The organism is Pantoea sp. SGAir0215, from assembly GCF_043543215.1.
In genome coordinates this window covers 320107-344961 of sequence record NZ_CP028031.1, presented here as the reverse complement: position 1 = coordinate 344961, position 24855 = coordinate 320107, and the positions used below count along the sequence as shown (strand labels likewise).

General features: G+C 55.2%; 25 protein-coding genes. 18 read left to right on the top strand and 7 right to left on the bottom strand.

The features are described from left to right. Window positions 1–5: 5 nt before the first annotated feature. Window positions 6–2294, bottom strand: coding sequence for a zinc/cadmium/mercury/lead-transporting ATPase (locus C1N64_RS01775; protein ID WP_058708190.1), 2289 nt, complete (start codon window positions 2292–2294; stop codon window positions 6–8). A gap of 87 nt (window positions 2295–2381) precedes the next feature. Beyond that, the gene (locus C1N64_RS01770; protein WP_033738214.1) at window positions 2382–3011 is read right to left on the bottom strand and encodes a lysoplasmalogenase; all 630 of its coding nucleotides are present in this window, start codon (window positions 3009–3011) and stop codon (window positions 2382–2384) included. Between the two features lie 152 nt (window positions 3012–3163). Between C1N64_RS01770 and C1N64_RS01765 the strand changes: the two genes are divergently transcribed. Continuing rightward, window positions 3164–3520 (top strand): DUF2500 domain-containing protein, encoded by a 357-nt coding sequence (locus C1N64_RS01765; protein WP_033738213.1) that lies wholly within the window; start codon window positions 3164–3166, stop codon window positions 3518–3520. Between the two features lie 28 nt (window positions 3521–3548). On the opposite strand, the gene C1N64_RS01760 is transcribed toward C1N64_RS01765, so the two are convergent. Continuing rightward, a complete protein-coding gene (locus C1N64_RS01760) occupies window positions 3549–3818 on the bottom strand; it encodes a DUF1145 family protein (RefSeq protein ID WP_394515486.1) in 270 nt (89 codons plus the stop codon). Next, window positions 3808–4407, bottom strand: coding sequence for a 16S rRNA (guanine(966)-N(2))-methyltransferase (gene rsmD, locus C1N64_RS01755; protein ID WP_058701438.1), 600 nt, complete (start codon window positions 4405–4407; stop codon window positions 3808–3810). Before rsmD ends, C1N64_RS01760 begins: the two co-directional genes overlap by 11 nt. 233 nt (window positions 4408–4640) lie before the next feature. Between rsmD and ftsY the strand changes: the two genes are divergently transcribed. From ftsY to rpoH, 4 genes are all read left to right on the top strand, one after another. Next, window positions 4641–6242: a signal recognition particle-docking protein FtsY gene (ftsY, locus tag C1N64_RS01750; protein WP_054632936.1), complete on the top strand. Its 1602-nt coding sequence runs from the start codon at window positions 4641–4643 to the stop codon at window positions 6240–6242. A gap of 5 nt (window positions 6243–6247) precedes the next feature. Then, entirely contained in the window at window positions 6248–6916 is a 669-nt protein-coding gene (gene ftsE / locus C1N64_RS01745) for a cell division ATP-binding protein FtsE (RefSeq protein ID WP_006121054.1), read from the top strand. Beyond that, window positions 6906–7889, top strand: a complete 984-nt coding sequence (gene ftsX, locus C1N64_RS01740; protein WP_394515202.1) for a permease-like cell division protein FtsX — start codon at window positions 6906–6908, stop codon at window positions 7887–7889. The genes ftsE and ftsX overlap by 11 nt, the downstream gene beginning before the upstream one ends. 230 nt (window positions 7890–8119) lie before the next feature. Continuing rightward, window positions 8120–8977, top strand: coding sequence for an RNA polymerase sigma factor RpoH (rpoH, locus tag C1N64_RS01735; RefSeq protein ID WP_006121051.1), 858 nt, complete (start codon window positions 8120–8122; stop codon window positions 8975–8977). Between the two features lie 43 nt (window positions 8978–9020). Here the strand turns inward: rpoH and panM are convergent, their stop codons facing one another. Continuing rightward, a complete protein-coding gene (gene panM, locus C1N64_RS01730) occupies window positions 9021–9407 on the bottom strand; it encodes an aspartate 1-decarboxylase autocleavage activator PanM (protein WP_058701437.1) in 387 nt (128 codons plus the stop codon). Window positions 9408–9808: 401 nt separating this feature from the next. Here panM and C1N64_RS01725 point away from each other — a divergent pair, with 401 nt between their 5' ends. The 10 genes from C1N64_RS01725 to ugpQ all read left to right on the top strand — a co-directional run bounded on the left by C1N64_RS01725 (window position 9809) and on the right by ugpQ (window position 19931). Next, window positions 9809–10933, top strand: coding sequence for a branched-chain amino acid ABC transporter substrate-binding protein (locus C1N64_RS01725; RefSeq protein WP_006121049.1), 1125 nt, complete (start codon window positions 9809–9811; stop codon window positions 10931–10933). A gap of 128 nt (window positions 10934–11061) precedes the next feature. After that, window positions 11062–11988 carry a high-affinity branched-chain amino acid ABC transporter permease LivH gene (gene livH, locus C1N64_RS01720; RefSeq protein ID WP_033738195.1) on the top strand — a complete coding sequence of 309 codons (927 nt, stop codon included), beginning with the start codon at window positions 11062–11064 and terminating at the stop codon, window positions 11986–11988. Continuing rightward, window positions 11985–13256 carry a high-affinity branched-chain amino acid ABC transporter permease LivM gene (locus C1N64_RS01715; protein WP_054632937.1) on the top strand — a complete coding sequence of 424 codons (1272 nt, stop codon included), beginning with the start codon at window positions 11985–11987 and terminating at the stop codon, window positions 13254–13256. Before livH ends, C1N64_RS01715 begins: the two co-directional genes overlap by 4 nt. Next, the gene (livG, locus tag C1N64_RS01710) at window positions 13253–14020 is read left to right on the top strand and encodes a high-affinity branched-chain amino acid ABC transporter ATP-binding protein LivG (RefSeq protein WP_006121046.1); all 768 of its coding nucleotides are present in this window, start codon (window positions 13253–13255) and stop codon (window positions 14018–14020) included. The genes C1N64_RS01715 and livG overlap by 4 nt, the downstream gene beginning before the upstream one ends. Window position 14021: 1 nt before the next feature. Further along, window positions 14022–14729 carry a high-affinity branched-chain amino acid ABC transporter ATP-binding protein LivF gene (livF, locus tag C1N64_RS01705; protein ID WP_367143572.1) on the top strand — a complete coding sequence of 236 codons (708 nt, stop codon included), beginning with the start codon at window positions 14022–14024 and terminating at the stop codon, window positions 14727–14729. A 284-nt stretch (window positions 14730–15013) separates the two neighbouring features. After that, window positions 15014–16330 (top strand): sn-glycerol-3-phosphate ABC transporter substrate-binding protein UgpB, encoded by a 1317-nt coding sequence (gene ugpB / locus C1N64_RS01700; RefSeq protein ID WP_367143573.1) that lies wholly within the window; start codon window positions 15014–15016, stop codon window positions 16328–16330. Between the two features lie 55 nt (window positions 16331–16385). Beyond that, a complete protein-coding gene (ugpA, locus tag C1N64_RS01695; RefSeq protein ID WP_006121041.1) occupies window positions 16386–17273 on the top strand; it encodes a sn-glycerol-3-phosphate ABC transporter permease UgpA in 888 nt (295 codons plus the stop codon). Continuing rightward, complete coding sequence (gene ugpE, locus C1N64_RS01690) at window positions 17270–18115, top strand: sn-glycerol-3-phosphate ABC transporter permease UgpE (RefSeq protein ID WP_367143574.1); 846 nt, start codon at window positions 17270–17272, stop codon at window positions 18113–18115. Before ugpA ends, ugpE begins: the two co-directional genes overlap by 4 nt. A 2-nt stretch (window positions 18116–18117) precedes the next feature. Further along, window positions 18118–19191 carry a sn-glycerol-3-phosphate import ATP-binding protein UgpC gene (locus C1N64_RS01685; protein ID WP_033738186.1) on the top strand — a complete coding sequence of 358 codons (1074 nt, stop codon included), beginning with the start codon at window positions 18118–18120 and terminating at the stop codon, window positions 19189–19191. Beyond that, window positions 19188–19931 (top strand): glycerophosphodiester phosphodiesterase, encoded by a 744-nt coding sequence (ugpQ, locus tag C1N64_RS01680; protein ID WP_367143575.1) that lies wholly within the window; start codon window positions 19188–19190, stop codon window positions 19929–19931. The genes C1N64_RS01685 and ugpQ overlap by 4 nt, the downstream gene beginning before the upstream one ends. On the opposite strand, the gene C1N64_RS01675 is transcribed toward ugpQ, so the two are convergent. Beyond that, window positions 19928–20215 carry a DUF2756 domain-containing protein gene (locus tag C1N64_RS01675; protein WP_033738183.1) on the bottom strand — a complete coding sequence of 96 codons (288 nt, stop codon included), beginning with the start codon at window positions 20213–20215 and terminating at the stop codon, window positions 19928–19930. The genes ugpQ and C1N64_RS01675 overlap by 4 nt on opposite strands. 207 nt (window positions 20216–20422) lie before the next feature. On the opposite strand from C1N64_RS01675, the gene ggt reads away from it, so the two are divergent. After that, on the top strand, window positions 20423–22168 hold the full coding sequence (ggt, locus tag C1N64_RS01670) for a gamma-glutamyltransferase (protein WP_369974390.1): 1746 nt from the start codon (window positions 20423–20425) through the stop codon (window positions 22166–22168). 33 nt (window positions 22169–22201) lie between these two features. On the opposite strand, the gene C1N64_RS01665 is transcribed toward ggt, so the two are convergent. Then, a complete protein-coding gene (locus C1N64_RS01665) occupies window positions 22202–22696 on the bottom strand; it encodes a GNAT family N-acetyltransferase (protein WP_058701431.1) in 495 nt (164 codons plus the stop codon). 359 nt (window positions 22697–23055) lie between these two features. On the opposite strand from C1N64_RS01665, the gene C1N64_RS01660 reads away from it, so the two are divergent. Together C1N64_RS01660 and gntR are read left to right on the top strand one after the other, a co-directional pair. Continuing rightward, window positions 23056–23751, top strand: a complete 696-nt coding sequence (locus C1N64_RS01660) for a pirin family protein (RefSeq protein WP_033738177.1) — start codon at window positions 23056–23058, stop codon at window positions 23749–23751. Window positions 23752–23859: 108 nt separating this feature from the next. Further along, window positions 23860–24855 carry a gluconate operon transcriptional repressor GntR gene (gntR, locus tag C1N64_RS01655; protein WP_110268726.1) on the top strand — a complete coding sequence of 332 codons (996 nt, stop codon included), beginning with the start codon at window positions 23860–23862 and terminating at the stop codon, window positions 24853–24855.

The following is a 24855-nucleotide window of genomic DNA, read 5'->3' as shown; positions in this document are numbered from 1 at the left end:
TCAGGTTATGCATCCCGCGTGCGCAACAGCCGCAACGCGTTTGCCGTGACCAGTGCGGTGGCACCGGAATCAGCCAGCACCGCCAGCCACAATCCCGTTAACCCCGCCAGCGTCGTCACCAGGAACAGCGCCTTCAGCCCCAGCGCAATACCAATATTCTGACGGATAATCGCCCGGGTGCGGCGCGCCAGAGCAATCATCGGGGCCAGGTTACTGAGCTGATTGCGCGTCAGGGCGGCATCCGCCGTTTCCAGCGCGACATCCGTCCCACTGCCCATCGCAATACCCAGCGTGGCGGCCTTCATGGCTGGCGCATCGTTGATACCGTCGCCCACCATCGCCACCACCTGCTGCTCACTGAGCTGACGAACCGCCTCCACCTTACCGGCTGGCAACAGGCTGGCATGCCAGGCGATGCCTAAAGGTTGGGCGACGACAGCGGCCGCCCGCGGGTTATCACCTGTCAGCATGAGGCTGTTGATGCCAAGCGCTTTTAAGGCCTGCAAGGCGGCGGGGGTTTCGCTGCGCAGCTTATCCCGTAAGGCCAGCGCCCCCAGCACCTCGCCATTACGCAGCACCATCACAAGGGTTTCGCCCTGGGCTTCCTGCTCATGCACCATTGCCTGGTGCGCCGGGCTCAGGCTGCTGACGTACGACGGTGCCAGCAACGTTATACGCTGGCCGTCCACTTCAGCCTGAATACCGCTTCCCGCCAGTGCCTGCTGTTGAGTGGCAGACGGAAGCGGCAGTGCCCTGGACTGTGCGGCTGCCACAATCGCCGTTGCCAGTGGATGGGTAGAACCTTGTTCCACCGCGGCACCTAATTGCAGAATCGCGTCTTCGTTAGCCTCGCCGAACGGCAAAATTCGCGTCAACTGCGGCCGGCCTTCTGTCAGCGTACCCGTTTTATCGAACGCGATCGTCTGCACTGTGCTAAGCCGTTCCAGGGCCGCGCCTCCTTTAATCAGCGCACCACGGCGGGCGGCGGCGGCCAGTCCGGACGTGATGGCGGCGGGCGTGGAGATCACCAGCGCACAGGGACAGCCGATCAACAGCAGCGTCAGGCCTTTATAAACCCAGGGCAGCCAGGCACCCGCGCCAAACAGGGGCGGCAGCACCATCACCAGCAGGGCCAGCAGCATGATGGCTGGCGTGTAAATCCGGCTAAAGTTATCGATAAAACGTTCTACCGGAGCACGATGACTTTCGGCTTCCTCAATCAACTGCAAAATGCGGTCAATGGCACTTTCGCCAGGCCTGGAAACCACCTCCAGTTCCACCAGACGATCAACGCTGGTCGCACCCGCCAGTATTTTTTCGCCACGCTGACGCAGCACCGGTACCGACTCGCCCGTCAGCGCGCTCTCATCGAAACTGGCGCTTTCCGCCAGTAAGCAGCCGTCGACCGGCAAACGGTCACCGGCGGCGATTACGATCCGGTCGCCAGGCTGCAACGCGGACAGGGGCACCTCACTACGGGTGCCATTTTGCAGGCGCACAGCGAACTCGGGACGCAGCGCCATCAGCTGGCTTACCCCACTGCGCGCGCGGGTTGCGGCATAGGCTTCCAGTTTTTCGCCCAACAGGAACAGCAGCAGAACCATGGCGGCTTCCGCATGCGCACCAATTAATAACGCACCTGCCGACGCCAGGGTCATCAGAGTTTCAATGGTAAAGGCAGAGCCGGTTCGCAGACGTTGCCACGACTTACGCGCGACCGGCACCAGCCCGACCAGCGTCGTCAGAATAAATAACCGGTCGCCCCAAACGGCATTCACCTGCGTAAGCGCAGCGCTGGCTACCATGAGCGCAGCAAGCAGTAAAAGCGGGAAACGGGCACGCCAGGGCGATGGCGCAGGCGCAGAAACAGAGGTTGAGGAGAGATGAAAACCTGCTTTTATCACGGCGTCTTCTATTGCAGACTGAACCGGGGCACGGGCATTAACGACAAGTTTTTCACTGGAAAAGACGACGCGGACCTGCAGGACGTCAGGGAGTTGGCGAACGGCGGTTTCGATTGCGCGGGCACAACTGGGGCAGTCCATACCGCTAACCTGCCAGCTGAACTGAAAAGCATCAGAGGATCGTCGTCGGTCACCTTCGTCACTGGCTTCGCCGGCAGACGCGGCAGAGCAGCTACAGTCGCCGCCGCAGCTGGTGCTCTCTGTCGTTTCAGGAGAGGCCGCAGTAATGGATAAGGTGCCCGGACGAACAGGGCGAATGGCACAAAGTGGTTTTGCGGCTCGATGAGTATTGCGTGGCTTACCGCAGCCACAAGCATGATGTTGATGCATATAACCTCCGGAAGACGTGGGCGACGTGCCCACGGCTTATCTTACACCCAGAGGTTTAACCCAACGCCAGCATTATTGTGCCTTTTTTCAGTAGATCCACAGGGAGCGGACGATCATAAAGTGACCGGCAAAGTAGCAGGCCGCGACAATCGCGCTGTCGGCGCTGAAACGGCGGCGATAATGGCTGATAAACCACACGATATTGGCCAGCAGCAGCAGGGCAGAGCCAACCAGAATTGAGAAGCTGTAATCGCTGGGGCGGAAGACATATTGTTCAGTAGCCATCCAGTTCATGACCAGCGTCATGCCGATCAGCGTACAGACGGGCCAGCGCAGCGTTTCCAGCTTACTCCACAGCACACCAATCACAACCACCCCGATGATCAGAAACGTTAGTGGGATGGGCCAGTAAAATGTCATCGTCATATTGGCCGCAAAACACAGCGTGTACAGCAGATGCGACAGGAAAAACGCGCCCAGCGCATAAAGCATTTGTTGCCGCGGGAGCAGCGTCAGCGTGTCGCCGATGAGCGTGGCGACTAACCCAGCCACAATCAGGTAATCAGATGTATTGCGTGTGGGGGCCTGCCAGGCCAGACCGACTAACAGGAGCAACGTAACAGGTTTAAATAACCAGCGTTGCCATTGCGGGCCCCGGTAAGAGGCATCAACGTACAGCCAGCCGGAGAAAAGTACAGCGAGAAAGGACCAGAGCATTGCTTCTCCCTTTTTACCAAAATGGTGACAGTTCCTGAAACACTCCTGTCAGTCTAGGTTATGCCAGCGCGATGTGACAATCGGTCAACTCTGGTTGTATGCTTTATCGCGCAATGCAAGACGATCTGAGACCGGATAAACGCTGAGGAAAGATGAAACCACCGCTACTTTTTATTATCGTCGTGGCCATTATTGCCGTACTCGCGACACGCCAGTTCATCAAACAGCGGCGCGAGGCAGCCGTCAACGATGCCTCGCCGGTACGCACCGTCGCGGTTGAGGTCAAAACCAAACGTGAGTTTTCGGTATCCAGTCGCCGCTCACGTGAGCGCGAAGTGATCGCCGGAGACGAAATGCGCTATGAGGCCTGGTTTCATCCGCTCAATGGCGAAAGCGATATTAAGATGCGCGTTAATGAAAGCGACTACCACCTGATGGACAAGGGCACGAAAGGCGAGCTGACACTTCAGGGCACGCGTTTTATCCGCTTCACGCCTGCCGGAAACTGACGGCGAGCGTGACGCCCGCCGTTATCCTTTATTTACGTGGGAAATTTTTTTTCTGCCACGCAATCAGTTCGAACACGCCAAACAAAAAGACTTTGATCTGGGTAGCGCGATCGAGCGGTGGTGCATCTTTGCCCTGCGTCGTGCGCAGCAGGACTAACTGCAGGCCGTGCATCAGGATCATAAATATCAAGGCCACATTGATGAACCAGGTCAGGGGCTTCGGATACGGATGAATCAGGTTAAACAGTAAAAAACCCCATACGCACAGCATCAGCAGGCGTCCTAAATTAAGTAACATCATGCGTCTCCTGTTGGCGCTGATATAAACGATAGGCCACCTGGCCCGCAATTTTTTCGCGATGTAAATCCCAGTGAACCGGCACCGGCGGTGGGCCGTTTTCCACTTCGCTTTCAACGTAGACGAGTGCATCCGCTGTCAGCCAGTTATTTTTTTCCAGCAGTTGCAGGGTTTGCTCCAGCAAACCCTGCCGAAACGGAGGATCGACAAACACGATACCAAAGGGATGGCCATCCTGCGCCAGCCAGCTCAGGGTGTTGGTTTGTACGACGTTGCCGTTTGAGGCCTGCAATGTCTGAAGGTTTTTGCTCAGCTGTTGCGCCACCGGGCGCTCCAGCTCAAGCAGCGTCGCCGACGCGGCATAGCGTGAGAGCGCTTCCAGCCCCAGTGCGCCACTTCCGGCAAAGCAATCCAGGCAGTCAGCCTGCTGCAGGTGGGGTGCCAGCCAGTTAAACAGGGTTTCTCGCACCCTGTCGGTGGTGGGACGAAGACCCGCGCTGTCTGGCACCGGTAATTTGCGGCCGCGCCACTGTCCGCCAATAATGCGGATTTGGCCCGTACCACCTGTTTTACGGGGAGGTTTTATCATCTTGCTCACAAATCGTCATAATTTGTTGCGTAGTTTAACGGGCGAAACGATGAGAAGAAACGTTAAAAAAGGGTGCTGTGGTGAGCTGCCAGGAAAGTGTTAGACTACGACGCTGCTGATGTTATGCATAATTCTGCGGTTTAACGCCACTTTGGCGTTTATCACCAATACTGTTTTTAACCCTGGGAACATTGTGCTACCGGGATGAAGCCATCGAGGAGTGTGGTTACACAATGGCAAAAGAGAAGAAACGAGGCTTTTTTTCCTGGCTGGGATTTGGCAAAGAAGAAGAGAAACAACCCTTAACGGATGCGCAGACGGCACAACCGGAAGCCCAGCAGCCAGAACAGGAAGCCCCGGCACGCAGTCAGGCGGAAACCGCTGAACAGGAACGCGGTGCCGCACCTGAAAACCGTGTTGAACAGCAACAGGAAAGTGATGCAGCTACGTCTGAAGACGTACCGGTTACCGCCCGTGTAGCCGGGCCTGAAACGGCGGTTGATCCGCATACCGGTATGATCACGCCCGTTGAGCCTGCCGATGACGTCAACGATGAGGAACTGACTGCGCTGCCGTCAGCGGAGGTTGAGCTTGCCTCATCCGCGCCTGAACAGGCACCTGTGGCGGACGATGCGCCGCTGAGCGACGATGAGCTGGCCGCGCTGGCGCTGGCGGATGCCGACGTGACAGATATCGCGCCGCACGACGCTGCCATCGCTGAAACTGAACAGGCGGACGATGCGCCGTTGAGTGACGAAGAACTGGCTGCGCTGGCACTGGGAGACGCGGACGTCGTTAACGTTGAAACTGTCGGGCACGATGCCGGGGCGACAGCGCCAGACGACACGGTCAGCGATCTTCCGTTAGCCGCCGCACCGCTGGTAGCGCACGAGCAGGAACAGGAGCGCCCCACCAAAGAGGGATTCTTTGCCCGCCTGAAGCGCAGCCTGGTGAAGACCCGCCAGAACCTGGGATCGGGTTTTATCAGCCTGTTCCGTGGCAAGAAAATCGACGATGACCTGTTCGAAGAACTGGAAGAACAACTGCTGATTGCCGACGTGGGTGTGGAAACGACGCGGCGCATTATTACCAGCCTGACGCAGCATGCTGACCGTAAGCAACTGCGCGATGCGGAAGCGCTTTATGGCCTGCTGAAAAGCGAAATGGCGGCGATCCTGGCGAAAGTCGATGAACCGCTGAATGTCGAAGGTAAAACCCCGTTTGTCATCTTAATGGTCGGCGTGAACGGCGTGGGTAAAACCACCACCATCGGCAAGCTGGCACGTCAGTATCAGGCAGAAGGTAAATCTGTGATGCTGGCGGCGGGCGATACGTTCCGTGCGGCCGCTGTTGAACAGCTTCAGGTCTGGGGCCAGCGCAACAACATTCCCGTTGTCGCGCAGCATACCGGCGCGGATTCTGCCTCGGTGATTTTCGATGCCATCCAGGCGGCCAAATCACGTGGCGTTGACGTGTTGATCGCGGATACCGCAGGGCGCTTGCAAAATAAATCGCACCTGATGGAAGAGCTGAAGAAAATTACCCGTGTGATGAAGAAGCTGGATGAGCAGGCGCCACATGAAGTCATGCTGACCCTGGATGCCAGTACCGGGCAAAATGCCATCAGCCAGGCCAAACTGTTCCATGAAGCGGTAGGGCTGAGCGGCATTACACTGACTAAACTGGATGGGACAGCCAAAGGTGGCGTGATTTTCTCGGTCGCCGATCAGTTTGGCATCCCTATCCGTTATATCGGTGTCGGAGAAGGCATCGACGATTTACGGCCCTTCAAGGCCGAGGATTTTATTGAGGCACTGTTTGCCCGAGAGGACTAATTAGGATGATTCGCTTTGAAGAGGTCAGTAAGGCATATCTCGGCGGACGTCAGGCGCTGCAGGGCGTAGATTTTAATCTGCGTCCTGGCGAAATGGCGTTTTTGACCGGCCACTCCGGGGCAGGTAAGAGTACGTTGCTGAAGCTGATTTGTGGCATTGAGCGCCCCAGCGCCGGGCAAATCTGGTTTAGCGGACACGATATTTCGCGCCTACGTAACAGCGAAGTGCCGTTCCTGCGTCGTCAGATCGGGATGATCTTTCAGGATCACCATCTGCTGATGGATCGTAGCGTTTATGACAATGTGGCCATCCCGTTGATCATCTCCGGTGCCAGCGGCGAGGATATCCGTCGTCGTGTTTCGGCGGCGCTCGATAAAGTGGGCCTGCTCGACAAAGCAAAAAGTTTTCCTATTCAGCTCTCCGGCGGTGAACAGCAACGTGTCGGTATTGCCCGTGCCGTCGTGAATAAGCCCGCCGTTCTGCTGGCTGACGAACCAACGGGTAACCTGGATGAGGCGCTGTCAGAAGACATCCTGCGCCTGTTTGAAGAGTTTAACCGCGTAGGTGTGACCGTTTTGATGGCGACGCATGATGTTGCCCTTATTGGTCGCCGCAATTATCGGGTAATGACGCTGAATAAAGGACGCCTGCACGGAGGCCACGATGGTCAATAAACGCAACAAACGCGCGGCAGCCCCGAAGGCGAAGCAACCGTCAAAGAGTAAAGCGTTACGCGGTGGCTGGCAGGAACAGTGGCGCTACGCGCTACGCGGTACGCTGTCAGATATGTGGCGTCAGCCGCTGGCGACGTTGCTGACAGTGATGGTGATTGCGATTTCCCTGACGCTGCCCAGCGTCTGCTATATGGTGTGGAAAAACGTCAGTCAGGCGGCTTCGCAGTGGTATCCCGCGCCGCAGCTGACGGTGTATCTCTCAAAAACGCTGGATGATACGGCTGCTGAGAATGTGACCGCGCAACTGAAACAGGTTGAGGGCGTGGATCACGTTAACTATCTGACGCGTGAAGAAGCCCTGAATGAATTCCGCAACTGGTCAGGCTTCGGCGGCGTGATGGACATGCTGGAACAGAATCCGCTGCCTGCTGTCGTTATCATTACGCCAAAGCTCAACTTCCAGAATTCGGACACCATGCAAACGTTACGCGACAGAGTGGCGAAAGTGCAGGGCGTCGATGAGGTACGGATGGATGACAGCTGGTTTGCCCGTCTGGCGGCGCTGACCGGCCTGGTCGGTCAAATTGCGTCGATGATCGGTATCCTGATGATCGTGGCGGTCTTCCTCGTGATTGGTAACAGCGTCAGGCTGAGTATTTTTGCCCGCCGCGATACGATCAACGTTCAGAAGCTGATCGGGGCAACGGATGGATTTATCCTGCGGCCGTTCCTGTATGGTGGCGCGTTACTGGGGTTTAGTGGCGCGGTACTTTCCCTGATCCTGTCTGAAGTGCTGGTGCTGCGCCTGCAGTCTGTTGTGGCTCAGGTGGCGTCGGTATTTGGCACCACCTTCTCTCTGGAAGGGTTTTCCTGGGATGAGGCGTTACTGCTGTTGCTCATCGCCGCCATTATCGGCTGGATTGCCGCCTGGCTGGCAACCGTACAACATTTACGTCGATTTACGCCCCAGTAAAGCGCTGCAACATTTTTTTGTTATAATCATCCTCTGCTGCCGACAGTGGGCGCAGAGGATGTTGCCCTGCTGTCATCTGTGTGTAAAATATTCACTGCTATAATTGAACTTGTGGATAACTTTGTTTTCTAAGTAGCACAGATTGCTTTTGGTTTTCCTGCGACGTTGACATAATGTGACGTGCGCTTATGGAAAGATGCGGCAATTCCACTGATTTTGTGAGGGTTTGAATGACCAAAGAAATGCAAACTTTAGCTATTGCTCCTCTGGGCAACCTGGAATCTTACGTTCGGGCTGCCAACACCTGGCCGATGCTGTCGGCAGAAGAGGAAAAAGCGTTGGCTGAACGGCTGCATTACCAGGGCGATCTGGATGCGGCAAAGACGCTGATCCTGTCTCACCTACGCTTTGTTGTTCATATCGCTCGTAACTATTCTGGCTATGGCCTGCCTCAGGCTGACCTGATCCAGGAAGGTAACATTGGCTTGATGAAAGCCGTTCGTCGCTTCAATCCTGAAGTGGGTGTTCGTCTGGTGTCCTTTGCCGTTCACTGGATCAAAGCAGAAATTCACGAGTATGTGCTGCGTAACTGGCGCATCGTGAAAGTGGCAACCACTAAGGCACAGCGCAAGCTGTTCTTTAACCTGCGTAAAACCAAGCAGCGTCTGGGCTGGTTTAACCAGGACGAAGTCGAGATGGTGGCGCGTGAGCTGGGCGTGAGCAGCAAAGATGTGCGAGAAATGGAATCGCGCATGGCGGCTCAGGATATGACCTTCGATATGTCCGCTGACGATGAAAGCGGCGAAGGAAAATCTATGGCGCCGGTGCTGTATCTCCAGGATAAAACCTCTGACTTTGCGGACGGCATCGAAGAGGATAACTGGGAATCGCATGCAGCCGATAAGCTGACTTATGCAATGGAAGGGCTGGACGAGCGCAGCCAGCATATTATCCGTGCCCGCTGGCTGGACGAAGACAACAAAACCACTCTGCAGGAACTGGCCGATCAATACGGTGTTTCTGCTGAGCGCGTCCGACAGCTTGAGAAGAATGCGATGAAAAAACTCCGAATGGCTATCGAAGCCTGACGAGACAGGGCGGCCTCAGGTCGCCCTTTTTATTGCCCGCGATTTATTTTACCCAGCCATCAACCTGCGCACGAAATCCACAGGCCTGCATAAACGCCGCCCGAACGCGTTGATCTTCGCTACCGTCATCAGCAATCCACCAGTCCTCCAGCGATGGGTTCTGCTTCATCGTGTCTTCCAGCAAATATTGCCCGACACCGCGACGTCGCGTGACATCTCTGACGGTCAGATGATGCACTTTACCGTGGATACCGGCTATCTCTAACTGTAACGCCGCCAGCAAACGGTCGTTGAAGCGTGCGACATAAAGGCGGTGATTTTCATTTAACGCGTTTTCCAGCGTGGCCAAATCCCTCTCAGGCCAGATTTTCTCCAGATCGATCCGATCCTGCTGCGTTAGAGAGGTCAACCGCAAAATAGTAAGCTTCATAACAAACACCTGTCCGTGTAAAAGCCGAAAGTGTAGTCAATTCCCGTAATCAGAACCCCGGCACATTTTACGCAATAAAACAGGTCAAAACAGCGACAGAGTGCCAGGATAATAGTTATAAACAGGTAGTCAGCATTTAAAGCCAGCATAACGCGCTGGCCTGGTGAACAAAAGCCGCGCATTGCATCCAGTTGATTATGCTGCTTTTGGCCGCGAATCATGAATATGTCAGTTGCTTTACAGAATAAACTTCCTGTTTAATAGACTGAAATATAAAGCCTTATTATTAATAAAAGCCAGAAAAGCGTGCTAACTCCTTATTGTTAAATCAGTTTTCCCCTTTATCTGGCCAAAATAAAACCACTCACAACAAACACGACATAACTGATGGGGTAGTTCGCATGAAAATGACAGGTCGCGCGTTACTGGCAGGATGCATTGCATTGGCGATGAGCCATGCGGCAATGGCGAAAGACATTAAGATCGCTATCGTAGGTGCCGCTACTGGCCCGGTCGCGCAATATGGTGATATGGAATTTACCGGCGCCGCACAGGCGATTAAAGACATCAATGCCAAAGGTGGCGTAAACGGCGACAAACTGGTCGGTGTCGAATATGACGATGCCTGTGACCCGAAACAGGCGGTTGCGGTGGCTAACAAGGTCATCAATGACGGTATTAAATATGTTATCGGTCACCTGTGCTCCTCCTCTACGCAGCCTGCATCAGATATCTATAACGATGAAGGCGTGCTGATGATTACGCCTGCGGCTACCGCGCCAGAACTGACTGCACGCGGCTATGCCGATGTGATGCGTACGACCGGTCTGGATTCTGATCAGGGTCCAACCGCGGCGAACTACATTCTGGATGTCATCAAGCCAAAACGCATTGCTGTGGTGCACGACAAGCAGCAATACGGCCAGGGTCTGGCAGAATCGGTACAGAAAACCCTGAAAGCGAAAGGCGGCAACGTGGTGATGTTTGAAGGGATCACCGCGGGCGATAAAGATTTCTCAACGCTGATTGCGCGACTGAAGAAAGAAAACGTCGACTTTGTTTATTACGGTGGTTATTACCCGGAGCTGGGCCAGATTCTGCGTCAGGCAAAAGCGGCAGGACTGAAAGCAGGCTTTATGGGGCCAGAAGGTGTGGGCAACGCCTCGCTGTCTAACATTGCGGGCGACGCCTCAGAAGGGCTCTACGTAACCCTGCCAAAACGTTACGACCAGCTGCCTCAGAACAAGGCCATCGTGGACGCCATCAAAGCGAATAGCGCGTCTAACCGTAAAGATCCTACCGGCCCGTTTGTCTGGACAACCTATGCGGCTATCCAGTCTCTGGTGACCGGCATGGAGCGCAGTAAGAGCGATGAGCCGGATGCGATAGCGAAGAACCTGAAAACCGGCGCACCGGTTCCGACAGTGATGGGCGACCTGAGCTGGGATCAGAAAGGCGATTTGAAAGGCTTCGAGTTTGGCGTCTTCAAATGGCACAAAGACGGTTCGTCTACCGCAGTTAAATAAGGCACTGATTCTTCCCCGTCGTACGACAGCGGGGAAGCAGGAGAAGGCGTGACTGACGCGCCATCGCCTGACTAACCCTCTTCTGGCAGCAGGAGAGGGGTTTTCTGGTTTCTGAGCAGGTCCTCACTATGTCCGAGCAGTTTCTCTATTTTATTCAGCAGATGTTCAACGGGGTGACTCTGGGGAGCACCTACGCGCTGATCGCCATCGGTTACACCATGGTTTACGGCATTATCGGCATGATCAACTTCGCCCATGGTGAAGTCTATATGATCGGCAGCTATGTCTCTTTTATGGTTATTGCAGCCCTGATGATGATGGGTATTGATACCGGCTGGCTCATGATTGCCGCCGGTTTTGTTATGGCCGTTATCATCTCCAGTGCCTATGGCTGGAGCATCGAACGGGTGGCTTATCGTCCCGTACGGGCATCCAAGCGTCTGATTGCGTTGATTTCCGCCATCGGAATGTCCATCTTTCTGCAAAACTACGTCAGCCTGACGCAGGGTTCACGTGACCTTGCCCTGCCGAGCTTAATCACCGGCCAGTGGACGCTGGGCGAAAGCAACGGCTTTGCCGCCACGCTGTCGACGATGCAGATCGTGATTTGGGTGGTCACGTTCCTGGCAATGCTGGCCCTGACCCTGTTTATCCGTTATTCCCGCATGGGACGCGCCTGCCGCGCCTGTGCGGAAGACCTCAAAATGGCCAGCCTGCTGGGCATTAATACTGACCGGGTGATCTCGCTGACCTTTGTGATTGGTGCGGCGATGGCGGCGGTTGCGGGCGTGCTGTTGGGACAGTTTTATGGCTCGATTAACCCGTTTATCGGCTTTATGGCGGGGATGAAAGCCTTTACTGCGGCGGTCCTGGGCGGCATCGGCAGTATTCCCGGCGCGATGATTGGCGGGCTGGTGCTGGGCATTGCCGAAGCTCTGACCTCGGCTTATCTCTCCACCGAATACAAAGATGTGGTGTCGTTTGCCTTACTGATTGTGGTGCTGCTGGTCATGCCTACCGGTATTCTGGGCCGCCCGGAGGTGGAGAAAGTATGAAACGCCTTGGTCTGGTCAATGCGATTGTTTCAGCGGTCATGCTGCTGGTGCTGGCGGCCTTCTTTATGGGAATGCGCCTCGATCTGAATGGTACGCAGCTACAGATAGTGAATGCCGGCAGCGTGCGCTGGAACTGGATATTCATCGGTTGTGCCGTTGTGTTTTTGTTTCAACTGCTACGTCCGCTGTTTCAGGGCAAGCTGATACGTAGCGGTGGTGGCCTGGTGTTGCCGGGCTTCGACGGCTCAACGCCAAAGCAAAAAGCCATTATGGGCTTGATGATCGCCGCGGCGGTTATCTGGCCGTTCCTGGTTACACGCGGCAGCGTCGATATTGCCACCCTGACACTGATCTACATCATGCTGGGTCTGGGACTGAACGTGGTCGTAGGGCTGTCGGGTCTGCTGGTGCTGGGCTACGGTGGTTTCTATGCCATTGGCGCGTATACCTTCGCGCTGCTTAATCATTACTATGGTTTTGGTTTCTGGCAAAGCCTGCCGCTGGCGGGCCTGGTTGCGGGCGCATTTGGCCTGATGCTCGGCTTCCCGGTGCTGCGCTTGCGCGGTGACTATCTGGCTATTGTCACGCTCGGCTTCGGCGAAATCGTCCGTATTCTGCTGCTCAATAACACGGCAATCACCGGCGGTCCAAATGGAATTGCTCAGATTCCTAAGCCCACCTTTTTTGGCCTGGAGTTTGGCCGTCGCGTCAGCGAGGGGGGATGGGGCACGTTTCACGATGTCTTTGGCATGAAGTACGATCCTAACGACCGGGTGATATTCCTCTATCTGGTGGCATTGTTGCTGGTGGTGCTGACGCTGTTTGTGATCAACCGCCTGCTGCGCATGCCGCTGGGTCGGGCATGGGAAGCGTTACGTGAAGATGAGATCGCCTGTCGTTCGCTGGGCTTGAGCCCGACCCGCATTAAGCTGACCGCGTTTACTATCAGCGCCGTCTTTGCTGGCTTCGCGGGAACGCTGTTTGCCGCTCGCCAGGGCTTTGTCAGTCCGGAGTCCTTTACCTTTGTCGAGTCCGCTTTTGTTCTGGCTATCGTGGTGTTGGGCGGAATGGGCTCGCAGTTTGCCGTTATTCTGGCCGCCATTTTGCTGGTGGTTTCGCGTGAGCTGATGCGCGACCTCAACGAATACAGCATGCTGGTATTGGGGGCGCTGATGGTGCTGATGATGATTTGGCGTCCGCAAGGCTTACTGCCGATGAAACGACCGCACCTGAAACTGCGTCAGGGTAAACAAGGAGAACAGGCATGAGTCAGCCTTTATTAGCCGTTGAAGGCCTGATGATGCGCTTCGGCGGTCTGTTAGCCGTGAACAACGTTAAACTGGAATTGCGCCCCCAGGAAATTGTGTCGCTTATTGGTCCAAACGGTGCGGGTAAAACCACCGTGTTTAACTGCCTGACCGGCTTTTATAAGCCAACGGGCGGCAGTATCACCTTACGCGACAAGAACCTGACTGGCCTGCCCGGACAGAAGATCGCCCGTATGGGGATCGTGCGTACCTTCCAGCACGTCCGTTTATTCCGCGAAATGACGGTGATTGAAAACCTGTTAGTCGCCCAGCACCAGCACCTGAAAAGTGGCGTGTTTGCGGGGCTACTGAAAACCCCGGCTTTTCGCCGCAGTGAAGGCGAGGCGCTGGATCGCGCTGCCACCTGGCTTGAGCGGGTTGGCTTACTCGATATGGCGAATCGCCAGGCCGGTAACCTGGCTTACGGTCAGCAGCGCCGACTGGAGATCGCCCGCTGCATGGTGACGCGGCCGGAGATTTTAATGCTGGATGAACCGGCAGCCGGACTTAACCCGAAAGAGACGCATGAGCTGGATGCGCTGATCGCCGAGTTACGAGGCGAGCATAAGGTATCCGTTTTGTTGATTGAGCACGATATGAAGCTGGTAATGGGCATTTCTGACCGTATTTATGTGGTGAATCAGGGCACGCCACTGGCGAACGGCACGCCGGAAGAGATTCGTAATAATCCGGATGTGATCCGTGCCTATTTAGGAGAGGCGTAATATGGCCATGTTAACCATTGATAACGTCAGTGCGCACTATGGCAAAATTCAGGCGCTGCATAATGTCAGTTTGCATATCGATCAGGGCGAAATCGTCACCCTGATCGGCGCAAACGGTGCAGGCAAAACCACTTTGCTGGGCACATTATGCGGCGAGCCGCGCGCCACCAGCGGTACGATCACGTTTGACGGCAAAACCATTACCGACTGGCAAACGGCGAGCATTATGCGTGAGGCTATTGCCATCGTGCCCGAAGGTCGCCGCGTGTTCTCACGCATGACGGTGGAAGAGAACCTGGCCATGGGCGGTTTTTTTGCCAGTCGCCCGGAGTATCTGGCGCGCATCGATCGCGTTTACACTCTGTTCCCACGTCTGGCAGAGCGTAAGGTGCAGCGTGCGGGCACCATGTCGGGCGGTGAACAGCAAATGCTCGCCATCGGCCGCGCGTTAATGAGCCAGCCGCGCCTGTTGTTACTCGATGAGCCTTCTCTGGGTCTGGCGCCGATTATTATCCAGCAGATTTTTGACACGATTGAGCAACTGCGCAGCGAAGGTATGACGATTTTCCTGGTTGAACAGAACGCGAACCAGGCGCTGAAGCTGGCCGATCGGGGCTACGTACTGGAAAATGGTCATGTCGTGCTGGAGGACAGCGGTGCGGCACTGCTGTCGAATGAAGCCGTGCGCAGCGCCTATCTGGGCGCCTAGGTTTCCCCGCCATCATCTATGCCGGGTGACTGCAGGCTCTGTGCCGGGCTGTCACCCGGCGAATTTTCCTTCCCTTACGGCACATACTTATCCCTGCTTCAGCAGCGCGGTTCAGCCCGGTGCTTTCCGGTCCATTAAACGCGCTTATCACTGTCATATCCTGACATTCTGTCGTCATTTTTCCGTCATCTGACTGTTATTTTTCCGTCATTTCCACATGTCATGTTACTTCGCGAGCAAAAAATGCGTGATAGCGCGCGTACCTACCTGAACAGGAAAATCCTATGTCCGTTGTTACTTTTCGTCATAGCCTGATGAGCGCCCTGCTCGGTCTGGCGATCAGTGGTAATGCACTGGCCGTCACTGAGATCCCTTTCTGGCACTCAATGGAAGGCGAGTTAGGCAAAGAAGTTGACTCACTGGCACAACGTTTTAACCAGGAACACCCTGACTACAAAATCGTCCCTGTGTACAAAGGGAACTACGAACAAAGTCTGGCGGCAGGTATCGCCGCGGTCCGCACCGGAAAAGCGCCCGCGCTGTTGCAGGTTTACGAAGTGGGCACCGCCACCATGATGGCCTCTAAAGCCATTGTGCCTGTTTATCAGGTCTTTAAAGACGCGGGCATTTCAATGGACGAGAAGCAGTTTGTTCCTGCGGTCGCGGCTTACTACAGCAATTCAAAAGGCCAGCTGATCTCGCAACCGTTCAACAGCTCCACGCCTGTGCTGTACTACAACAAAGATGCGTTTAAAAAAGCCGGTTTAAACCCGGATCAGCCACCCAAAACCTGGCAGGAACTGGCAAAAGATGCCGATGCACTGCGTAAATCAGGCATGAGCTGTGGCTATGCCAGCGGCTGGCAGGGCTGGATTCAGATTGAGAACTTCAGCGCCTGGAACGGTCTGCCGGTGGCCACCAAAAATAACGGATTCGACGGCACCGATGCGGTACTGGAATTCAATAAACCGGCGCAGGTTCGCCATATCCAGTTGCTGGAAGACATGAACAAGAAAGGTGATTTCACCTATTTTGGTCGTAAAGATGAATCCACCGCGAAGTTCTATAACGGTGACTGTGGCATGACCACGGCCTCGTCAGGTTCACTGGCCGATATCCGCCATTACGCCAAATTCAATTATGGCGTCGGCATGATGCCTTACGATGCGGATATTCCGAATGCCCCGCAGAACGCGATTATCGGCGGTGCCAGCCTGTGGGTGATGAAAGGCAAAGATGCCAATACCTACAAAGGCGCGGCGGAATTTATGAAGTTCCTTACCGAGCCAAAAATTGCCGCGGAATGGCACCAGAAAACGGGCTACCTGCCTATTACTACCGCCGCGTATGAGCTGACGAAGAAAGAAGGCTTCTACGAGAAAAATCCAGGTGCGGATATTGCGATTCGCCAGATGATGAACAAGCCGCCGTTGCCTTACACCAAAGGCATGCGTCTGGGGAATATGCCGCAGATTCGTACCATCCTGGATGAAGAGTTAGAAAGCGTCTGGACCGGCAAGCAGACACCGCAGGCTGCGTTAGATAACGCCGTGAAGCGGGGTAATGAGCTGCTGCGTCGTTTCGAGCAACAGAATAAATAATCCGTTCTGCAGGCCAGCTCCGGCTGGCCTTTTTTCACCCAAGTCAGAGAACGTTATGTCTCCATCTCGCCCGGTGTTTCGTAATCGCCTGTTACCCTATTTGCTGGTGCTGCCGCAACTTCTGATCACCGCTATTTTCTTTGTCTGGCCAGCGGGTGAAGCGTTGTGGTATTCACTGCAAAACCTGGATCCTTTCGGCATCTCCAGCACCTTTGTGGGTCTGGCGAACTTTGAACGGCTCTTTTCCGACGGGCTTTATCTGGACACCTTCTGGACCACCATCAAGTTCAGCAGCATGGTCGCCTTTTTTGGCATGGTGTCCTCATTGCTCCTGGCGGCGCTGGTGGACTACGTCGTACGCCTGCGCAAGCTCTATCAGATGTTGCTGCTGTTGCCTTATGCGGTGGCACCGGTGATCGCGGCCGTATTGTGGATGTTCCTGTTCAGTCCCGGACTGGGGTTGCTGAGCTACCTGCTTAACCACATGGGCTATAACTGGAACTTCGCACAGAACAGCGGCCAGGCCATGTTCCTGGTGGTGCTGGCTTCAGTGTGGCAGCAGATGAGCTACAACTTCCTGTTCTTTTTTGCCGCGTTACAGTCGATACCAAAGTCGCTGGTCGAAGCCGCCGCCATTGATGGGGCAGGGCCGGTGCGTCGGTTCTTCTCTATTTCGCTTCCGTTGATTACCCCGGTGAGTTTTTTCCTGCTGGTGGTTAACCTGATTTATGCCTTCTTCGATACGTTCCCGGTCATTGATGCCGCGACAGGCGGTGGCCCGGTCCAGGCGACGACGACGCTCATCTATAAGATTTATCGTGAAGGCTTTACCGGTCTGGATCTCTCCTCATCTGCTGCGCAGTCCGTGGTGTTGATGCTGTTGGTTATCGCGCTGACCGTTATTCAGTTCCGCTTCGTCGAGCGTAAGGTGCAATATCAATGATTGAAAATCGTCGCGGGCTGGACATTTTCAGCCATGTCGTCCTGGTGCTGGGTATCCTGACCATCCTGTTTCCACTCTATGTGGCCTTTGTGGCCGCCACGCTGGATAACGACGCCGTCTATAACGTCCCGATGACGCTGATTCCCGGTACTCACCTGTGGGAAAACATTTCGCATATCTGGAAGCAGGGCGTGAACGGCAACGGTCCGGCCTTTAGCCTGATGCTGATGAACAGCGTTATCATGGCGCTGGGCATCACCGTCGGTAAGATTCTGGTGTCGATTCTGTCCGCTTTTGCCCTGGTGTGGTTTCGCTTCCCCCTGCGCTCACTGTTCTTCTGGATGATCTTTATCACCCTGATGCTGCCGGTCGAAGTGCGCATTTTCCCAACGGTGCAGGTGATTGCCGATCTCAACATGCTGGACAGCTACAGCGGCCTGACACTGCCCTTGATGGCCTCCGCGACGGCCACTTTCCTGTTCCGGCAGTTCTTTATGTCGTTGCCGGATGAGCTTATTGAAGCCGCGCGCATTGACGGTGCCAGCGCGATGCGTTTTTTCTGGGACATCGTGCTGCCCTTGTCAAAAACCAATCTGGCGGCGCTGTTCGTTATCACGTTTATCTATGGCTGGAACCAGTACCTCTGGCCATTATTAATCATTGATAACGCCAGCCTGGGCACGGCCGTGGCGGGGATCAAAAGCATGATTTCTACCAGCGGTTCGCCAACGCAGTGGAACGAAGTCATGGCCGCAATGTTATTAACCCTGATTCCACCCGTGGTGGTGGTGTTTGTTATGCAGCGCGCCTTCGTGCGTGGTCTGGTTGAGAGTGAGAAATAGTGATGGCAGGCGTAACCCTTCAGGCGGTGACCAAATCTTACGACGGTAAAAATCAAATCATCCAGCCGCTCAACGTCACGATCAATGACGGCGAGTTTATGGTGATGGTAGGCCCTTCGGGTTGTGGCAAATCCACGCTGTTGCGCATGGTGGCCGGACTGGAGCGCGTCACGTCCGGCGATATTTATATCGCGGATAAACGCGTCACGCATGAGGAGCCCAAGGATCGCGGCATTGCCATGGTGTTCCAGAACTACGCACTTTATCCCCATATGTCCGTCGAAGAAAATATGGCTTACGGCCTCAGAATTCGTGGGATGAGTAAAGAGCATATTCGCCAACGCGTGCTGGATGCGGCACGGAGCCTGGAGCTGGATCATCTGTTAACGCGCCGTCCACGTGAGTTATCCGGTGGACAGCGCCAGCGCGTGGCCATGGGGCGTGCCATCGTGCGTGAACCCGCCGTGTTTTTGTTCGACGAGCCGCTCTCTAACCTGGATGCGCGCCTGCGCGTACAAATGCGCCTTGAGCTTCAGCAACTGCATCGCCGTCTGCAAACGACCAGCTTATATGTGACGCACGATCAGGTTGAAGCGATGACGCTGGCCCAGCGCGTGATGGTGATGAACAAAGGCGTGCTGGAACAGATTGGCACGCCGGTCGATGTTTACGAGCGCCCGGCCAGCCTGTTTGTGGCCTCCTTTATGGGTTCCCCCGCGATGAGTCTGATACAGGGCAATTTCAGCGAAGATGGCGCTCGCTTTGTGGTTGATGCGTCCCACGCTATTCCGGTGGGCGAGGGCAAAGCCAAATGGGCCAATCGCCCCGTGGTGCTTGGTATCCGGCCCGAACATGTTCAACTCAGTAGCCAGCAGCAGGGCGGCATTCCCTTCCGTGTTGAGACGCTTGAGATGCTGGGTGCCGACAATCTGGCACACGGTCGCATCGGTGAGGCACGTTTAGTGGTACGCTTACCCCATAGCGAGCGCCCGGAAGCAGGCAGCACCCTGTGGCTGCATCTGCCTGTTGAGGCGTTACATTTCTTCGATTCAAGTCACGGGAAGCGTCTGGAATGAGTGAAAAGCAATGGCCCTATCCGCGCATTGTCGCCCATCGTGGTGGTGGCAAGCTGGCACCTGAAAATACCCTTGCTGCGATTGACGTTGGCGCAAAATACGGACATCTGATGATTGAGTTTGATGCCAAACTCTCGGCAGATGCGCACATTTTTCTGCTGCATGACGATACGTTAGATCGCACCAGCGACGGCTGGGGCATTGCGGGCGAGCTCCCGTGGGACAAGCTGTCGCAGCTTGATGCGGGCGGTTGGTTCAGCGCGGCCTTTCAGGGCGAAAAGCTGGCCCGACTGGATGAGGTCGCGGCACGCTGCCGTCAGCATGGTTTGATGGCCAATATCGAAATTAAACCGACCACAGGGACCGACGCCGAAACCGGACGCGCCATTGCGCAGGCCGCTGCCACGCTGTGGCAGCGGCAACCTCTTCCTCTGCTCTCCTCGTTCTCCTTTGTGGCACTGGAAGCGGCCATGCAGGCCGAACCACAACTACCGCGCGGCCTGTTGTCTCATCACTGGGATAACGCATGGCAGGAGAAGACGCGGGCGCTGGACTGCACTTCAATTCACCTGAATCACAAGGTCCTCACTGAAGCCAGAGTCGCTGAGCTGAAAGAGGCCGATCTGCGTATTTTGGTGTATACCGTGAACAGCCCGGAACGGGCAAGGACATTACTGAAATGGGGCGTCGATGCCATCTGTACCGACAGCATCGACAGCATTGGCCCCGATTTTCACTAGTTCATATTCTGTTGGTTCTGCTGCTGGCCCGGCTGCGATTTGATCACGCGCTGCTGGGCACTATCCCGCTGCTCCTGCAACTTCCGCTGTACGTCCTGATTCTGACGCTGCTGGTCCTGCTGTAACTTCGTCTGCTGTTGCTGCGACTGGTTAAGCATCTGGGTCTGCATGCGTTGCTGGCTGGGATTATAGCCAGGCTTGTTGGGATCATTCGTGCTGTTCAGCATGTTCGCCATGCCGGTTAACGGCAGCAGGGCGGCGAAAACCATAAGCCACTTTTTCATTTTAATCCTCCAGTAAACGACCGGTGCTGTGTGTGCATGCCTGAAGCAGGTCATATGGTCGTTAGCGTAAGTTTATGCGCTGGTTCAGATTACTGCTCCAGGAGTGCACTGAATTTGCGTTAATCCTTGATATTCGGCTTTGTTTGTAGTCAGTTACATAAAGGATAAAGAAATGTAAATAACCGTGAAGGTGGGAACGGAATGATGATGCAAGCCAGGTTACGCCAGCTGAGCTGGTCACTACTAATGAGTTTTACTGTTGTTACGGGGGCAAATGCCGCCCCGGTTCAGGCGCCGCCTGTCTCCTATGGCGTAGACAGCGATACGTTTCATCCGGTCAAAGCCCATAACGGCATGGTGGCGTCAGTCGATGCGCTGGCCACCAATGTGGGCGTGGATATCCTGCGTCAGGGCGGTAACGCGGTCGATGCCGCTGTGGCGGTTGGCTTCGCGCTGGCAGTGACGCATCCGCAGGCGGGCAACCTGGGCGGCGGTGGATTTATGCTGTTGCGAACGGCATCAGGACAGACCACGGCGATCGATTTTCGTGAAATGGCCCCGGCGGCGGCCACGCGCGATATGTTCCTGGACAAGCAAGGCAACGCCGACAGTAAGCTTTCTCTAACGTCACCGCTGGCTTCAGGCACGCCTGGCACCGTGGCTGGCTTTGCGCTGGCGGTGAACAAATACGGTACGCTGCCGCTGAATAAACTGCTGGCACCTGCCATCAAACTGGCGCGCGACGGGTTTATCGTGAATGATGCGCTGGCGGACGATCTTAACACCTATGGCAAGGAAGTCCTGCTCGCCCATCCCAACAGTAAAGCTATTTTCTTCAAACCGGATGGCACGCCCTGGCTGAAAGGCGAACGTCTGGTACAAAAGAATCTGGCTCACAGCCTGCAGTTGATCGCACAACAAGGCCCGGATGCGTTTTATAAAGGCAAGATTGCCGATCAGATTGCGGCCGAGATGGCGCAGCATGGCGGCCTGATAACGAAAGCCGATCTCGCGGCCTATCATGCGGTAGAGCGTAAGCCGATCAGCGGCACTTACCGGGGCTATGAGGTCTTCTCGATGCCACCACCCTCATCGGGCGGTATTCATATCGTGCAGATCCTGAATATCCTGGAAAATTTCGATCTGGGAAAAATGGGTTTTGGCAGCGCCGACGCCATGCAGGTCATGGCTGAAGCAGAGAAGTATGCCTATGCGGATCGCTCAGAGTATCTGGGCGATCCAGACTTCGTCAAAGTCCCGTGGCAGGCGCTGACCAGCAAAGCCTATGCCAAATCGCTGGCACAGCAAATCGATCTGGCGAAGGCACGGCCATCCAGTGATATTAAGCCCGGTAAACTGGCCCCTTACGAAAGTAATCAAACCACTCACTTCTCTGTGGTGGACAAAAGCGGCAATGCGGTTGCGGTCACCTACACCTTAAACACTAACTTCGGCAGTGGCATCGTAGCGGGTAACAGCGGCATTCTGATGAACAACCAGATGGATGATTTCTCGGCCAAACCGGGCACGCCGAATGTATATGGGCTGGTGGGCGGGGAAGCCAACGCGGTGCAGGCTGGAAAACGTCCGTTATCCTCAATGTCACCGACTATCGTTGCGAAGGACGGAAAAACGTGGCTGGTTACCGGTAGCCCGGGCGGCAGTCGCATTATCACCACGGTATTACAAATGGTCGTGAACAGCATTGATTACGGCATGAACGTGGCAGAGGCGACCAATGCGCCGCGTTTCCATCATCAGTGGCTGCCCGATCAGTTACGGGTTGAGAAGGGCTTCAGCCCGGATACGTTGCGCTTGCTCGAAGCGAAAGGACAACACGTTAAAGTGCAACCGGCCATGGGCAGTACACAAAGTATTATGATTGGTCCTGACGGTACGCTGTACGGTGCGTCTGATCCCCGCACGGTGGGCGATCTGAGTGCCGGTTATTAATATCGGTGGGCAGCCTTCTGGCTGCCCGTTTCGTTATGCTTTGATACGCGCCATAAAATGCGCATCTGTCATGTTCCCCTCGCGTATCGCATAGCCCTGCGCGGTGCCTTCAATTCGGAAACCGAACTGCTGGTACAGCGCGATTGCTTTGTGATTATCAGCAAAGACCGTCAGTTCAATGCGCGTCACCTGAAGCCAGTTGTCGCAAAGATCGACCATTGCCGCCATCAAAGCTTTGCCCACCCCGCGTCGATGAAACGCCGGATCAACGCCCATCCCTATGCTGGCGCAGTGTCGCCGCCGTGCTGTCGTAACGCCTTCAAGCGTGAGTTGCCCGACCACCTGCTCATCAATACAGGCTACCAACATATGCACACCGGCGCGTGGACTGGCCAGTTTTTGCTCCCATAGTGAGGGCGAGGGATAGGGCAGGTGCAGGGTTGCGGCCTGGGTTTCAGGCTGGCTGTAAAGACGAGTTAACGCGGGGGCATCAGCCGGGACAGCATGGCGAATCATCACTGAAGGCATGGCGGTTATCCTTATGAGCACGTGGTAAACCCTTTAAACATCAGGGGATTTACGTCAGGCGTCAACAGAAATAATACACAAAATCGCTTTACAGACGAGAATGATAATGATTATTATTGTCATGCTTTCTGGATGTTGTCGAGACGTCAGAAAGCACGACATTGCTCACATTGCTTCCAGTATTATTTAGCCAGCCGGGTGCTGGCTTTTTTTTTGCGCGCCCGTCCTGCTTTCCTTCAGTTCCGTTCAACAACCCCTTGCCAGAGGTTCATAATTTTTGAACAGAGAGGTGAAGTTTTTCAGCTATCAATCTTTCTCACCTGATACCAAACTATAAAAAACAGTGAGGAGATTTGAACATGATCTATTTACGTAAAGCTGAAGAACGTGGCCACGCTAATCATGGCTGGCTGGACAGCTGGCACACCTTCTCGTTTGCCAACTATTACGATGCAAATTTTATGGGCTTCTCAGCCCTGCGGGTGATTAATGAAGATGTGATCGATCCCGGCCAGGGATTTGGTACGCATCCGCATAAAGACATGGAAATTTTGACCTATGTCCTGTCGGGTACCGTGGAACACCAGGACAGCATGGGCAACAAGGAACAGATTCCCGCGGGTGAGTTCCAGATCATGAGTGCAGGTACCGGCGTACGTCATTCAGAATACAACGCCAGCAAAACAGAACCGCTGCATCTTTACCAAATCTGGATCATTCCAGAGCGCACGGGGATTGAGCCGCGTTACGATCAGCGTCGCTTTCCGGATGTGCAGGGTCGCCAGTTTATCCTCACCCCGGATGCCCGTGACGGTTCGCTCAAAGTCTGGCAGGACATGACGCTATCGCGCTGGGTATTTGCGGCAGGCGAAAGCGACAGCGTGACCATTGAGCCGGGACGCCGTATCTGGATTCAGGTTGTCAAAGGCGACGTGAAGGTGAACGGGCAATCCGCGTCAAACAGTGATGCCTTTGCCGTTTGGGACGAAACTGGCCTGACGCTTGAAGCCGACAGCGCGGCCGAAGTGTTGTTGTTTGACCTGCCGCCGGTCTGAGCCTGAAGGGGGCGAGCCTGTCTCGCCCCATCGCCCCATTAGCAATCTGCCTGTAAAAAAGTGGTAGACTCGTCATCATGTGCTTTCAGCGAGATCCAGGCGCTTACGATGAAGAAGAAAAGACCGGTTCTACAGGACGTTGCCGATCGTATCGGTATCACCAAAATGACTGTCAGTCGTTATCTGCGCAATCCTGAGCAGGTGTCGGTTGCGCTGGGGGAGAAGATCGCCGTTGCGCTGGATGAATTGGGTTACATCCCCAATCGCGCCCCCGATATGCTGTCCAACGCGACCAGCCGCGCCATCGGCGTGTTGCTGCCCTCGCTGACCAATCAGGTGTTCGCCGATGTTCTGCGGGGAATCGAAGCGGTGACGGATGAAGCCGGTTACCAGACGCTGGTGGCACACTTTGGTTATAACCCGGAAAAAGAGGAGCGCCAGCTGCGGTCGCTGCTTGGCTGGAACATCGATGGCGTGATTCTGACCGAACGCACACATACAGCAGGGACGTTACGCATGCTGGAGGTGGCCGGTATTCCGGTGATTGAAATGATGGACAGCGTTACGCCCTGTCTGGATATGGCGGTAGGCTTTGACAACGTCGAAGCCGCCCGGCAAATGACGCTGGCGATTCTGAAAAAAGGGCACCGTCATACCGTTTATCTGGGCGCGCGCCTGGATGAACGCACGCTGCAAAAGCAGCGGGGTTATGAAAGTGCCATGCGCGAAGCCGGATTAACGCCGCGCAGTGTCATGATGGAAGAAGCCTCCTCTTTCAGTGCCGGTGGCGAATTGCTCCGCGAAGCGCAGCGACGCTATCCTCAGACGGACAGCCTGTTCTGTACCAACGACGATTTGGCGGTGGGCGCGATGTTTGAGTGCCAGCGTCAGGGGCTTCAGGTGCCTTCCCAAATGGCTATTGCCGGTTTTCACGGTCATGATATCAGTCAGGTGGTGACGCCTGCGCTGGCGACGGTTCTGACGCCGCGAGACCAAATAGGTCGTGAATCGGCCGCGTTGTTACTGGCGCGCATTGCCGGTGAAAACCGGGTCAGCCAGCCGCTGGATATGGGATTTGCTATTGTGGAAGGCGGCAGTATCTGA